At 62.8% G+C, this 12,756-nt stretch carries 14 protein-coding genes; 8 read left to right on the forward strand and 6 right to left on the reverse strand.

Annotated elements, in window-relative coordinates:
• Positions 1–80: 80 nt before the first annotated feature.
• On the reverse strand, positions 81–617 hold the full coding sequence (infC, locus tag B9A97_RS21485; protein ID WP_244564309.1) for a translation initiation factor IF-3: 537 nt from the start codon (positions 615–617) through the stop codon (positions 81–83).
• Positions 618–810: 193 nt separating this feature from the next.
• Here infC and B9A97_RS21490 point away from each other — a divergent pair, with 193 nt between their 5' ends.
• Together B9A97_RS21490 and B9A97_RS21495 are read left to right on the forward strand one after the other, a co-directional pair.
• Positions 811–1,617 (forward strand): alpha/beta hydrolase, encoded by an 807-nt coding sequence (locus tag B9A97_RS21490; RefSeq protein ID WP_084367871.1) that lies wholly within the window; start codon positions 811–813, stop codon positions 1,615–1,617.
• Between the two features lie 153 nt (positions 1,618–1,770).
• Positions 1,771–2,343 (forward strand): transglutaminase-like cysteine peptidase, encoded by a 573-nt coding sequence (locus tag B9A97_RS21495; RefSeq protein ID WP_244564310.1) that lies wholly within the window; start codon positions 1,771–1,773, stop codon positions 2,341–2,343.
• Between the two features lie 41 nt (positions 2,344–2,384).
• On the opposite strand, the gene mbfA is transcribed toward B9A97_RS21495, so the two are convergent.
• Complete coding sequence (gene mbfA, locus B9A97_RS21500; protein WP_084367872.1) at positions 2,385–3,368, reverse strand: iron exporter MbfA; 984 nt, start codon at positions 3,366–3,368, stop codon at positions 2,385–2,387.
• 559 nt (positions 3,369–3,927) lie between these two features.
• Here mbfA and B9A97_RS21505 point away from each other — a divergent pair.
• The 6 genes from B9A97_RS21505 (at position 3,928) to B9A97_RS21530 (ending at position 9,545) form a co-directional block, all read left to right on the forward strand.
• The gene (locus tag B9A97_RS21505; RefSeq protein WP_084367873.1) at positions 3,928–4,665 is read left to right on the forward strand and encodes a GntR family transcriptional regulator; all 738 of its coding nucleotides are present in this window, start codon (positions 3,928–3,930) and stop codon (positions 4,663–4,665) included.
• Positions 4,666–4,831: 166 nt separating this feature from the next.
• Positions 4,832–6,004: an ABC transporter substrate-binding protein gene (locus B9A97_RS21510; protein WP_084367874.1), complete on the forward strand. Its 1,173-nt coding sequence runs from the start codon at positions 4,832–4,834 to the stop codon at positions 6,002–6,004.
• A 157-nt stretch (positions 6,005–6,161) separates the two neighbouring features.
• The gene (locus B9A97_RS21515; protein ID WP_084367875.1) at positions 6,162–7,022 is read left to right on the forward strand and encodes a branched-chain amino acid ABC transporter permease; all 861 of its coding nucleotides are present in this window, start codon (positions 6,162–6,164) and stop codon (positions 7,020–7,022) included.
• A gap of 89 nt (positions 7,023–7,111) precedes the next feature.
• Entirely contained in the window at positions 7,112–8,098 is a 987-nt protein-coding gene (locus B9A97_RS21520; RefSeq protein WP_084367957.1) for a branched-chain amino acid ABC transporter permease, read from the forward strand.
• Positions 8,095–8,841, forward strand: a complete 747-nt coding sequence (locus B9A97_RS21525) for an ABC transporter ATP-binding protein (protein ID WP_084367876.1) — start codon at positions 8,095–8,097, stop codon at positions 8,839–8,841. The genes B9A97_RS21520 and B9A97_RS21525 overlap by 4 nt, the downstream gene beginning before the upstream one ends.
• Entirely contained in the window at positions 8,838–9,545 is a 708-nt protein-coding gene (locus tag B9A97_RS21530) for an ABC transporter ATP-binding protein (protein WP_084367877.1), read from the forward strand. The genes B9A97_RS21525 and B9A97_RS21530 overlap by 4 nt, the downstream gene beginning before the upstream one ends.
• A 3-nt stretch (positions 9,546–9,548) precedes the next feature.
• Here B9A97_RS21530 and B9A97_RS21535 read toward each other — a convergent pair whose 3' ends face one another.
• From B9A97_RS21535 to B9A97_RS21550, 4 genes are all read right to left on the reverse strand, one after another.
• Positions 9,549–9,890, reverse strand: a complete 342-nt coding sequence (locus tag B9A97_RS21535; RefSeq protein ID WP_143530644.1) for a hypothetical protein — start codon at positions 9,888–9,890, stop codon at positions 9,549–9,551.
• A gap of 78 nt (positions 9,891–9,968) precedes the next feature.
• Entirely contained in the window at positions 9,969–10,823 is an 855-nt protein-coding gene (locus B9A97_RS21540) for a C40 family peptidase (protein WP_084367879.1), read from the reverse strand.
• Positions 10,824–10,831: 8 nt separating this feature from the next.
• Positions 10,832–11,182 carry a MarR family transcriptional regulator gene (locus B9A97_RS21545; RefSeq protein ID WP_084367880.1) on the reverse strand — a complete coding sequence of 117 codons (351 nt, stop codon included), beginning with the start codon at positions 11,180–11,182 and terminating at the stop codon, positions 10,832–10,834.
• Between the two features lie 85 nt (positions 11,183–11,267).
• Positions 11,268–12,659 (reverse strand): leucyl aminopeptidase family protein, encoded by a 1,392-nt coding sequence (locus tag B9A97_RS21550; protein ID WP_084367881.1) that lies wholly within the window; start codon positions 12,657–12,659, stop codon positions 11,268–11,270.
• Positions 12,660–12,756: the final 97 nt, after the last annotated feature.

Consider the following 12,756-nt stretch of genomic DNA (forward strand, 5'->3'; position numbering starts at 1 on the left):
CGGAAACCGCAGGCCTTCAGGCGGGCACCAAAGGCCGACGCATCAGCACCGGACCCATCAAGCCACCCGAGAGGCGCCGATCACTTCGGCGCCAGAACCATCATCATCTGGCGGCCTTCGAGCTTCGGCTCGGCTTCCACCTTGGCAACTTCGACGGTGTCTTCCTTGACCTGCATGAGCAGCTTCATGCCCAGCTCCTGGTGGGCCATTTCACGGCCACGGAACTTGAGCGTCACCTTCACCTTGTCGCCTTCTTCGAAGAACCGGTTCATGGCCTTCATCTTCACGTCATAATCATGCGTGTCGATGTTGGGGCGCATCTTGATTTCTTTGACTTCGACGATCTTCTGCTTCTTGCGCGCCTCGGCGGCCTTTTTCTGGTTGGCGTATTTCAGCTTGCCCAGATCGAGGATCTTGCACACCGGCGGCTCGGCATTGGGCGAAATCTCGACGAGATCGAGGCCCGCCTCTTCGGCCATCTTGAGCGCCTGATCGGTCGCCACGATACCGGCATTCTGGCCGTCATCCAAAATGAGCTGGACTTTGGGAACCCTGATTTCCCTATTGGAGCGCGGCCCGTCCTTGACTGGGGCATCGGCTTTGAAAGGTCTGCGAATGGTCGTGTTCTCCTTGAACGTTAACATGGCTGCACGGGCCAAAGGCGCCGGCCAACATAGTCTCCCGCTATCTGGCGATTGCAGCGATTATGTCAATAGCATGCCCTCACGGGAAAATCACCTGCTGTCGGTCACATCGCGAATCTGTTTTAAGGGCTCGACCTTGAAAAGACCGCAATGTCCGGAGCGAGTTATGAATAGCACGCAATTCAGCGAAAGCCCAGAGTTTCTGACGGTTGGCGAAGGGCCTGCCAGCCGGGATATTGCGATGCTGACGCTGCCGGCCGCCGAGGGTAGCGACCTGCCGGCGCTGATGTGGCTTGGCGGCTATCGTTCCGACATGACGGGCACCAAGGCCCTGGAGATGGAAGCGCTGGCCGCACGCCGTGGCTGCCAGGCGATTCGTTTCGACTATTCCGGCCATGGTCAATCCCGAGGCGAATTCCGCGAGGGAACGATCAGCCGCTGGCTGGAAGAGGCAGAGGCCGTTCTCGACCATCACAAACCGGGAAAAGTGGTGCTTGTCGGGTCCTCCATGGGCGGCTGGATTGCGCTGAGGCTGACGCAGCGTATGCGGGAGAAAGGCATGGCACCGGCCGGCCTGGTGCTGATCGCGCCGGCACCGGACTTTACGTCCGAACTGATCGAACCCAAGCTGAGCGAGGCCGAGCGGCAATCCCTGGAAGAGCGGGGCTATTTCGAGGAGCATTCGGAATATAGCAGCGATCCCAATATCTTCACGCGAGCCTTGATCGAGGACGGCAAATCCAACCGCGTGCTTACCGGCATTATTGAGACGGGCTGCCCGGTTCATATCCTGCAGGGAATGAAGGACCCCGACGTGCCCTATGCCCACGCGCTTCGTCTGATGGAGCATCTACCGGCCGATGATGTCGTGCTGACACTCATTCGCGATGGCGATCACCGGCTTTCGCGGCCCGAGGATCTGGCCAAAATGGTCTCGGCAATCGAGGCGAAGCTTGTGCCAAGCTTATATTAGCGTTGCATTTTAACCATACTTATAAATTCCCGATAGCAGCGGAGGCCCCGCTGATTGACTTGGCTCGTCTTTGAACTTTAACTCTTTGTTAACTATTAAGAGGACGGGTTTATGACGATCGCTGCGCGGGCCGTTGTCGCTATGCTGACGGCCATGGGTACCTTGTTGCCCTTCAACACTGCTTTTACGGCGCCGAAGATCCAGGGTGCCATGATCACCGGCTCGGTGACGTCGCAGCCCATCGGACACTACGAATTCTGCCGCCTCTACAGAGACGAATGCAATGTCCGATCGCGCGATGTCGCGCCGCCCCGGGTTACCGAGCGCGGATGGGAAATCGTGCGTGAAATCAACGCGTCGGTGAACGCAGCCATCTCTCCGGCGACCGATCAGGAAATTTTTGGCCGCGAGGAAAACTGGGCCTATCCGGTTGACGCCGGAGACTGCGAAGACTTCGTGCTTTTAAAGCGGCGCAAGCTGATCGAGGCCGGCTTCACCGAAGCCAACCTGCTGATTACGGTCGTGCGCAAGCCCGACGGCGAGGGACACGCCATCCTGACCCTGCGTTCGACGCAAGGGGACTACATCCTCGACAATCTCTTTGACGAGGTTAAGCCATGGTTCGAGACGCCCTACACTTTTCTCAAGCGCCAGGCGAGTTTTGACGCCGGCCGTTGGGTAACGATTGAGGACGGACGTGATGTCCTGGTCGGCGCCGTTCAATAAACATAGTTAACAGCAAAAGGTTCCGCGCCTTTTTTAATTATTTATCCGTTGCCGATCAGGATGCCGGCGGCCAGCACCAGCGAGCCTCCGAGTACGACCTGGAAGGCGGCCCGCAGGAACGGCGTTTCCATATAGCGGTTCTGGATATAGGCGATCGCCCACAATTCCACGAAGACCACGACGGCTGCAGTGGCGGTGGCGGTCCAGAAATGCGGAATGAGATAGGGCAGCGCGTGACCGAGACCGCCGATCGCGGTCATGATGCCCGATGCCAGACCGCGCTTGAGCGGTGATCCGCGTCCCGAAAGCTTGCCGTCGTCATGGGCCGCCTCGGTGAAGCCCATGGAAATGCCGGCACCGACGGAGGCCGACAAGCCGACGAGAAAGGTCTGCCAGGTATCCCCGGTCGCGAAGGCCGCGGCGAAGATGGGCGCCAGCGTGGAGACCGAGCCATCCATCAGCCCGGCCAATCCCGGCTGCACATAGGTAAGGACAAACTGCCGTCGCTCCGTCGCCTCTTCCTCGACACGCACGTCTTCCGGCGCATGACGGTCACCCAGCATGCGGGCGATATCCTCATGGCCCTGTTCGGCAAGGGCCAGATCCCCCAGGAGCTTGCGCGTCGCCGCATCGGTCGTGAGCTTCACGGCTTCGGTATAAAAATGATAGGCGCCCTGCTCCATCGTCTCGGCTTCGGCGCGGATCTGGTCCAGCGACTGGTTGGTCCGTAGCCAATCCGGCTTGCGCGCATAGAAGCCGCTGACATGCTCGCGGCGGATCAGCGGAATGCGTTCACCAAACCGCGCACGATGAAGCTCGATCAGCATGTTGCGATGGGTGTGTTCGACCTCCGCCATGTCCTCGAAGATCTTGGCGGAGGCCGGATATTGCTGTCGCAGCTGGTCGGCATAGGCCAGGTAGATGCGCGCATCATCCTCTTCCGAGGAGATCGCCAGCGCCAGGATTTCCTGCTCGCTGAGACTGCGGAAGGGACGCCGCGCGGGTGAAAGATATCGGCCAAGCATCGACAACCTCAATTTTAGAACAGTTCTAAATATGCCGCCACTATACGCCTGCCGCTGGCAGGGTCAAGGCGGGGGATCTCCGTGTTACCTTCGGTCGCATAGGGTGCTCTGCTACAGGCCCTGAGACGAGCCGATCCGCGTTCTCCAGACCCGCCATAAGCTATCAAAGCGCAAAGGCGTTGACATCGCATGTATACAGAATGTACGTTGACCCCAGAGTTTCTGGAGGAGAAACGATGCGCTTGAGGAGGCACCCATCTGCAAGGCAGGACATGCGCGCCGTCTGTGATGGCCGCGCAGTGTTAGCGGACTGGCATGGCGCACACGCTTTCCCCACTGCCGAAACAAGCGATACATTCCAGCGTCTTTCAACGTCTTTGACCGTGAAGGCACGGGCGAACACGCAGGCTCTGGAACGGCATTACGGCGGATCCACCGGGGTGATTGGCCAGATCGTGCCGACAGCAAGACGTGTATACATTTCTTCACCGCTCGCCTGCCTGCACGGGGTTGCGGCTACCGGGATAGGTGCCCGTGCTGCGGACTGTCGGTGACGACGATGGCGATGGAGCACAAGCGGGATTCCCAGACTTTGAAGGCCCTGCTCGGGGTGCGCGAGTTGGTGCTGGGCGGCGTGATGGCGCCGGGCGAACGGCTCTCGGAGGTCGGCCTGTCCCAGACGCTCGGCGTCTCGCGGACACCCTTGCGCGCCGCATTGTCCCGGCTGGAGCAGGAGGGGCTGCTGGAGCCCATTCCGTCAGGCGGCTATGCCGTGCGCAGCTTCACCACGGCCGATGTGTTCGATTCGATCGAATTGCGCGGGGTGATGGAGGGCACGGCGCTGCGCATGGCGGCCGAGCGAGGCGTGACCCCGGTGCGGCTGAACCAGCTCAGGCTTTTGATCGAGGAGATCGACAAGACCTTTGCGCCGCGCTCGCAGGATATGGATTTCGACCGCTATGTGGAGCTGAACGGCGAATTCCATACGCTGTTGACCCTGCTGCCCGGCTCGGAGACGATGCGGCGCGAGATCGAGCGGGTGACGCAGTTGCCCTTTGCCTCTCCCAGCGCCTTCCTGGAAAAACAGGAGGACGTGCCGGCCTTTCGCCGGTCGCTGGTGACGGCGCAGTTGCAGCACAAGGATATGCTGAATGCGCTTGAAATGCGCGAGGGCAGCCGGGCGGAGGCACTGGGGCGGGAGCATGCGCGGCTGGCACGTCGCAACCTGGAATTCGTGATGCGGCAGGATCGCAGCCTCATCCCCAAGGTGCCGGGCCTGGTGCTGGTGGCAGACTGAGGACACGGTGAATGCCCCGGGAGGGGTTAAGGTGGCCATCGACAAGGGTTCCGCATGAGGAGCCCGATGGCCGGGAGGAAACGGGAGATGCGCCAGGGCGGTATCAAACCTGCGGCGCAGACCCCAATGGCAGTCGAGAAACGACTTCAAAAACGGAGGAAATAGCATGATCAACAGGAGACTTCTGCTCGCAGGCAGCGCCATGCTGGCTGCATTGTCCGCGATCCCGGCCTATGCGCAGGAAACCGTGAAGGTGGGCCTGATCCTGCCGATGACCGGCCCCTTTGCCTCGACCGGTCGCCAGGTTCTGGCCGGTGCCAAGGCCTACATGGCCCTGAACGGTGACACCGTTGCCGGCAAGAAGATCGAACTGGTGCTGCGTGACGATGCCGGCACGGCCGACCAGACCCGCCGCATCGCCCAGGAACTGGTGGTCAACGACGGCGTGAAGATGCTGGCCGGCTTTGGCCTGACCCCGCTCGCCATGTCCGTGGCTCCGGTGCTGAACCAGGCCAAGATCCCGGCGATCATCACCTCGGCCACCACCTCGGCCATCATGAAGCAGTCGGAATATTTCGTCCGCGTCTCGATGGGCGGACCGCAGTCGGCCGTGCCGGTCGCCACCTGGGCGGCGCAGAACGGCCTGAAGCGGGTCGTCACCCTGGTGACCGATTACGGTCCGGGCATCGACATCGAGAAGGGCTTCACCGACCAGTACAAGAAGGATGGCGGCGAGATCGTCGAAGCCGTTCGCGTGCCGCTGCAGAACCCCGACTTCGCACCCTTCCTGCAGCGCGTTCGTGACGCCAAGCCGGATGCCGTGTTCGTCTTCGTTCCCTCGGGCGTCGGCTCGCTGTTCATGAAGCAGTTCGTCGATCGCGGCCTGGCGGATGCCGGCATCAAGCTGATCGCCACCGGCGACGTGACCGATGACGACCTGTTGAACGCCATCGGACCGGCGGCCAAGGGCGTGATCACCGGCCATTTCTACTCGGCCCTGCATGACAGCCCCGAAAACAAGGCCTATGTCGCCGAGATCCGCAAGTCGAACGACAACATGCGCCCGAACTTCATGTCGGTCGGCGGTTACGACGCCATGCATGTGGCCTATGAGGCGCTGAAGAAGACCAATGGCGATACCGACGGCACCAAGCTGGTGGACGCCATGAAGGGCATGAGCTTCATGTCGCCGCGCGGCCCGATCACCATCGACCCGGAAACCCGCGACATCGTGCAGGACATCTACATGCGCGAAGTCAAGGAAGTGGATGGCGAGCTGTACAACGTCGAATTCGCCACCTTCCCGAAGGTGCGCGACCCCAACACGCCTGCCAAGTAAGCCGAACGGACCGGGCGACGGGGGTGAGACCCGCGCCGCCCGGTCGCGTCTTTCGTCTTTTGAAGCGGAAGACGCCTGTCATGACAAACTTGCTGCACGCAATTGCGGACGAACAGACGTCCGCGAGGGACCGCGCGGTGGGATCCGGTGAGGAACAATGCTGACAATCCTTTTCGACGGCGTCGCCTATGGCATGCTGCTTTTCATCCTGGCCTGCGGCCTGTCCGTGACGCTGGGCCTGATGAACTTCATCAACCTGGCCCATGGCGCCTTTGCCATGGCTGGCGGCTATCTGACGGTCACGATGATGAACCGTTACGGCATTTCCTTCTATTGGTGCCTGCCGGCCGCCTTCATCGTCACGGCGCTGATCGGCGCGGTGCTGGAGCGGACGCTCTATCGCCGCCTCTATGGCGCCGACCATCTGGACCAGGTGCTGTTTTCCATCGGCCTGGTGTTCATGTCGGTCGCGGGCGTCGACTATTTCATGGGCGGTCAACAGCAGCTGATCCAGCTGCCGCCGGAACTATCCGGCCGGATGGATGTGTTTGGCGTGGGCGTCGGTCGCTACCGCCTGTTCATCATCGTTGTCTGCGCGCTTCTCGCCATCGGCTTGCAGCTCATTCTCTCCAAGACCCGCTTCGGCAGCCGGCTGCGCGCTGCCGTCGACGATCGCCGCACGGCGCTGGGCCTTGGGATCAACGTGTCGCTGGTCTTCGCGCTGACCTTCGCCTTCGGCTCCGGACTTGCCGGGCTTGGCGGCGCCATGGGCGCGGAACTGCTGGGGCTTGATCCGAACTTCCCGCTGAAATTCATGATCTACTTCCTGATCGTCGTCTCCGTCGGCGGCACGTCCACCGTGACCGGCCCGTTTATTGCAGCCCTGCTGCTCGGCATCGCCGATGTCGCAGGCAAATATTACGTGCCTGAGATCGGCGCCTTCGTGATCTATGCGCTGATGATCATCATGCTGTTTTTCCGGCCCCATGGCCTGTTTTCGAGGGAGGGCGGCCGATGAGCCTCACCGACACCGCAACCGCCACAATCCCCACGCCCAAGCCTGACAGCAAGACCGCGAGCGCGCCGGTGCTGGATGCCGCATCCGCGATGATGCGGCGGCGCAGCCGCGTGCGCATCTACGAGCTGATCCTCTGGGGCGCGGCGCTTGCCGCTTATTTCGTGCTGCCAACCAAGATGCTGATCCTGACCGAGATCGCCATTCTCGGCCTGTTCGCGCTGTCGCTGGACCTCATTCTCGGTTTCGCCGGCATCGTCTCCCTGGGTCATGCCGTCTTCTTCGGCGTCGGCGCCTATGTGGCCGGTCTGGTGGCGCTGCATTACGTGGCCGAGCCGGTGACCGGGCTGATCGCGGCCGGTATCGTCTCCGGCCTGCTCGGGCTTGTGACCACCTTTCTCATCCTGCGCGGATCCGACCTGACGCGGCTGATGACGACACTCGGCATTGCGCTGATGATGGGCGAGGCGGCCAACCAGATGGCCTGGCTGACGGGTGGTGCCGACGGGCTCTCGGGCTTCCTGCTCGGACCGATCCTCGGGCTGTTCGAATTCGATCTGTTCGGCAAGGTGGGCTATCTCTACTGCCTGATCGTGCTGTTCGTGCTGACCATGCTCGCCCGCAGGCTGGCCTTTTCGCCCTTTGGCCTGTCGCTGAAGGCGATCAAGGGCAATCCGGTGCGTGCCGACATGATCGCCACGCCCTCGCGCCGCCGCATCGTCATCGTCTACACGATCTCGGCCATTTATGCCGGCATGGCGGGCGCGCTGCTGACGCAGACGACCAGTTTCGTCTCCCCCGACGTGCTGGCCTTCCACCGCTCTGCCGACGTGTTGCTGGTGCTCGTCATCGGTGGGACCGGCTATCTCTATGGCGGCATTTTCGGTGCGGTGATCTTCACCCTGATCAAGGACGCGCTGTCGGTTGCCACGCCGCAATACTGGATGTTCTGGATCGGCCTGCTGCTGGTGGTGCTGGTGCTGGTCGGTCGTGACCGGCTGGCGGATTGGGTGGGCATCATCCCCGCTCGCCTCCGGCAGATGACCGGGGCAGGACGCAAGGAAGGAGAGCGGCTGTGAGCTACGCGCTGGAAACCAAGGGGCTGAAGCGCCAGTTCGGCGCCTTCCTCGCCACCAACGACGTGAACCTGCAGGTAAAGCAGGGTGCCCGGCATGCGCTGATTGGCCCGAACGGCGCGGGAAAGACGACGCTGATCAACCTGCTGACGGGCGTCCTTGCGCCATCGGCCGGACGGATCATCCTCAATGGCGAGGACATCACCGAGACGCCGCCGCATCAGCGGGTGCAGAAGGGCGTGACACGCACCTTCCAGATCAACCGGCTGTTCAACGATTTCACACCGCTCGAATCCATCACGCTGGCAATCGGCGAGCGGGACGGGATCGGCGGGAACCTGTGGCGGCCGCTGTCGTCCTACAAGCCGGCGATTGACGAGGCAGCCGCGCTGCTGGAGCGGTTCGGCCTTGCCTCCGTCATGGGCGAGCGCACCGCCATCCTGCCCTATGGCAAGCAGCGTCTGCTCGAAATCGCCATCGCCTTTGCCAGCGGCCCGAAGGTGCTGCTGCTCGACGAACCGGCGGCGGGTGTTCCGGAGGACGAGCGGCACGAGGTGCTGTCGATCGTCTCGGCCCTGCCGGCGGATGTGACCGTCGTGCTGATCGAGCATGACATGGACCTGGTGTTTTCCTTTGCCGACCACATCTCGGTTCTGGTTGCCGGCGCGATCTTCGCCGAAGGCAGCGTGCAGGAAATTGCGGGCGATCCGCGCGTCAAGGCCGTCTATCTGGGAGAGAGCGCATGAGCGACATCCTGCTCAGCACCAAATCACTGGTGGCAGGCTATGGCGAAGCCAGCGTGCTTGCCGGCCTGACCTTCACCCTGAAGCGCGGCGAGACGCTGGCGCTGCTCGGCCGAAACGGCACCGGCAAGACGACGCTGGTCGACACGCTTGCCGGGCTGACCACCCATCACAGCGGCGAAATCCATCTGGATGGGCTCGACATCACCCGCATGCGGCCGGAGCGGCGCGCCGCGGCCGGCATCGGCTGGGTGCCGCAGGAGCGCAATATCTTCCGTTCGCTGACGGTGGAGGAAAACCTGACGGCAATAGCCCGGCCCGGCGCCTGGACGGTCGACCGGGTCTACGGCATGTTTCCGCGGCTGAAGGAGCGGCGCGGCAATCTCGGCAACCAGCTCTCCGGCGGCGAGCAGCAGATGCTCTCGGTCGGCCGGGCGCTGATGGTCAATCCCAAGCTCTTGCTGCTGGACGAGCCGCTGGAGGGCTTGGCGCCGATCATCATCGATGAATTGCTGGCGGCGCTGGCGGCAATCGTGAAAGGCGAAGGCATGTCGGCCATCATCATCGAGCAGAAGGCGCGCAAGATCCTGCCGCTGTGCTCCGAGGCACTGATCCTGGACCGAGGTGCGGCCGTCTATTACGGCCCGAGTGCCGCGCTGCTGGAAGACGAGGCGCTGCTTGGACGGCACCTCGCAATCGAGCGGTGAGGCTCAATCCGGCAGGTGATGCGGGTTGATACCGGGAAACCAGCCGCCCGTGTTGGGCGGGCTGGTTCCCTCATAGACATAGCCGTCGCGCTCGCAGCGATAGGCCAGGACCGGCATTCCGCTGCTGCCGAGGAAATCGATATCGCCGATGCGGTCCTGCTGACGGATGACGGTTTCGCAGGCATAGGACTTGCCGGAGTTGTCAGGGTTTGTCTGCACGCCCGGAAGATCGTGGAAATATTGCGGTTGGACCGCAAGGCCCTGCTGCTTGCCGGCTGCCAGCACGGGCGTGCCGATAGCCGCCAGCACCAGCGGCAAAATGACGGCGAGCCTTGCTGATGTCATGACCATAGTCCTCGTGACGGCATCTCGATATGCCGTGTCTCCTTCCGAATATAGGCATTTCAACGCGGGGATGAAAGGTCAGCCGAGCGGGCGGCGATATCCCGTCGGCATGGCATAGAGCCAGCCGATCCGCGCCACGGCCGCCTCGAAATCCTCCCGCGCCACCGTCATCGTATGGCCATTGGCATGCAGAAGGGTCTTTTCGTCCTCCATGATGCCAACATGGCCTTTCCAGAAGACGAGATCGCCACGCATCAACTCTTCGCGAGCAATGGGTGCGCCGAGGCCGGATGCCTGCATGTCGGAATCGCGCGGCGCCGCATGGCCCGTCATCTGCAAGGCGAGTTGCACGAGGCCGGAGCAATCGATGCCGAGGCCGGAACGACCGCCCCAGAGATAGGGCGTCTCCAGAAACCGGGCGGCGATGGAGACATAATCATCGCTGACGAAGGTGCCGAGCGGCAGGCAATGGGCGGCGACCACGGCCGTGCCATCGTCCAACAGAAAATAGCGGGTGCCACGGGTTTCCGCCTCGCCGGTCACGGTCAAGGCGCTGCCCATGGAGAGCGTGCTGACATGGGGGAAACGCAGTTCCGGTCCGGGATAGAGAAAGGTGCGCGGCACGATCACTTGGTGGGTCGGGGTCGACGCCACCGCGCCGAGGGCTTCATCCGGCAGATAGCCGACATAGCCATCCCTCTGGGATTGCACCCAGGCCCAACCGTTGGCGCGATCAAACACCGTGACCGCCTCTCCCAGCAGCAATTGCGTATCGATGCCGCAGCCGGCATCCGGGCGAGGCCTGAGCGCCACGAGGGGCACGCGCACACGGGAAGGCTCGCCGGTGACGAAGCGGTCGGCCTCCACCCTGCCCTGCAGGCTGGCATCGGCAAGGTCGGGACGAAAGGCGTGAAGGCGGCGATCGAGCGTCATCTGTTTCCTCAGGGTTTCAGGCTGCGGCCCTCGGCGATGATGAGATCGCCGATCTTTTCCAGATAAAGCGCACCGCCGACCGTGCGCTTGATGATGACATTGCGGCGGTCGATATCATCACGCACGCGATCAACCAGGCCCATGGCGCCCATGGTATCCAGCGCGCGGGTGATGACCGGCTTGGTGACGCCAAGCGTGGCAGCCAGGCCGCGCACCGTATGCGGCGGCGGCACGAGATAGATATGCAGGAGGATCGCCATCTGCCGAAGCGTCAGATCGCGGCCATCCTCCCGGATCAGGCGCAGTGCCACTTTGTGCCACAGGCCCAGCGCCTGCGACGCAGTCAACTCGATACCCATGGCGGTCCCGCGCCTCGTTACGATACCGTTCCATTTTCGGGCAGCCGGGGGCTCTTGGCAAGAGGTCCCCTGCGCAACGCTGAGGTTACCCCGCAATCGACCTGATGTGCCGGTAGAGGGCGCGGATGCCCTGGGCCTCGCCGCCGATGGGCGAGTGCGGCCGGTCGACCGGCGCCCAGCCGAAGATATCGAAATGCACCCAGCTTGGCGTGCTGGTGACGAAGCGCTTGAGGAACAGGGCCGCGGTGATGGCGCCGGCCATGCCGCCCGAGGGGGCGTTGGTGAGGTCGGCGATCTGGCTGGTGATGTTCTTCTCGTAGCCCTTGTAGAGGGGCATGCGCCAGAGGGGATCGTCAACCTCGATCGCGGCATCGGACAGGTGATGCGCGAGCGCCTCGTCGTCGGTGAAGAAGGGCGGCAGGTCCGGGCCAAGCGCCACGCGCGCGGCACCGGTCAGGGTGGCCATGTCGATCAGGAGTTCCGGCGGCTCCTCGTCGGCCAGCGCCAGCGCGTCTGCCAGGATCAGGCGTCCTTCCGCGTCGGTGTTGTCGATCTGGACCGAAAGCCCCTTGCGGCTGCGATAGACATCGCCGGGACGGAAGGAATTGCCCGCGATGGAATTTTCAACGGCCGGCACCAGCACGCGCAGGTCGACCTTGAGCTTGGCGTCCATGATCATGAGCGCGAGGCCCAGCACGTTTGCGGCGCCGCCCATGTCCTTCTTCATCAGCAGCATGGAGGCCGATGGCTTGATGTCGAGGCCGCCGGTATCGAAGCAGACGCCCTTGCCCACCAGCGTGATGCGGCGATGACCCTTCTTGCCCCAGCGCATTTCCAGAAGGCGCGGCGCATGGGCGCTGGCGCGTCCAACCGTGTGGATCAGCGGGAAGTTCTTTTCCAACAATTCGTCGCCGGTGATGACAGAGACTTCGGCCTTGTAGTGGGCGGCGAGCGCGCGGAAGGCCTGCTCCAGATGCTGCGGACCCATGTCGTTCGTCGGCGTATTGATGAGGTCGCGCGCCAGGAAGACACCGGCAAGCTGGCGCCGGATCTCCGCTGCGTCGGCATCCTGCGGGATCAGCATGCGTGGTTCCGGCGGCTTCTTGGTCTTGTAGCGGTCGTAGCTATAGCTGCCGAGCCCATAGCCCAGGAGCAGGCGATTGGCCGTGAGCGGCGCGGTTTCGATGTGCCAATCACCGGCCGGAAGGGCGCGGGCGAGCTTGCCCGTCAGGAAAGGCGTATCGGAAGGGCTGGTGCCGAGGCCGAATAGGGCGCCGCCGAGATGGCCATCGTCAGTGGGGATGAGCAGAAGCGAGCCTGACTCCGCCTTGAAACCCGCCTTGCGGGCCCAATCCAGCGCCAGGGGATCGATGGCGCCGGTCTCGATATGGGCGGGCGTGACGGCAAACACGGGAAGTGTCTTGCCACCTTTCGTGCCGAAGGGGCTCGGCCTCTCAATATACTGGTAGTGTGGCATGACAGTTCTCTCCCGACATCGATATGTGAGCTGAAATTAACATTCCGTTAGGGTTAACAGATTATTGCTTGAGTGGAGATTGCGCCGTCGCTTCGAA

This window comes from Rhizobium sp. RU36D (assembly GCF_900176345.1).
In the GTDB taxonomy this organism is placed as follows: domain Bacteria; phylum Pseudomonadota; class Alphaproteobacteria; order Rhizobiales; family Rhizobiaceae; genus Allorhizobium.

What these genes read in the sequence shown, in the direction of transcription:
- B9A97_RS21490 (WP_084367871.1), top strand. Translation starts at nt 811, where the DNA reads ATGAATAGCACGCAATTCAGCGAAAGCCCAGAGTTTCTGACGGTTGGC.
- B9A97_RS21495 (WP_244564310.1), top strand. Translation starts at nt 1,771, where the DNA reads ATGGGTACCTTGTTGCCCTTCAACACTGCTTTTACGGCGCCGAAGATC.
- mbfA (WP_084367872.1), bottom strand. Translation starts at nt 3,368, where the DNA reads ATGCTTGGCCGATATCTTTCACCCGCGCGGCGTCCCTTCCGCAGTCTC.
- B9A97_RS21505 (WP_084367873.1), top strand. Translation starts at nt 3,928, where the DNA reads ATGGCGATGGAGCACAAGCGGGATTCCCAGACTTTGAAGGCCCTGCTC.
- B9A97_RS21510 (WP_084367874.1), top strand. Translation starts at nt 4,832, where the DNA reads ATGATCAACAGGAGACTTCTGCTCGCAGGCAGCGCCATGCTGGCTGCA.
- B9A97_RS21515 (WP_084367875.1), top strand. Translation starts at nt 6,162, where the DNA reads ATGCTGACAATCCTTTTCGACGGCGTCGCCTATGGCATGCTGCTTTTC.
- B9A97_RS21520 (WP_084367957.1), top strand. Translation starts at nt 7,112, where the DNA reads ATGATGCGGCGGCGCAGCCGCGTGCGCATCTACGAGCTGATCCTCTGG.
- B9A97_RS21530 (WP_084367877.1), top strand. Translation starts at nt 8,838, where the DNA reads ATGAGCGACATCCTGCTCAGCACCAAATCACTGGTGGCAGGCTATGGC.
- B9A97_RS21535 (WP_143530644.1), bottom strand. Translation starts at nt 9,890, where the DNA reads ATGACATCAGCAAGGCTCGCCGTCATTTTGCCGCTGGTGCTGGCGGCT.
- B9A97_RS21540 (WP_084367879.1), bottom strand. Translation starts at nt 10,823, where the DNA reads ATGACGCTCGATCGCCGCCTTCACGCCTTTCGTCCCGACCTTGCCGAT.
- B9A97_RS21545 (WP_084367880.1), bottom strand. Translation starts at nt 11,182, where the DNA reads ATGGGTATCGAGTTGACTGCGTCGCAGGCGCTGGGCCTGTGGCACAAA.
- B9A97_RS21550 (WP_084367881.1), bottom strand. Translation starts at nt 12,659, where the DNA reads ATGCCACACTACCAGTATATTGAGAGGCCGAGCCCCTTCGGCACGAAA.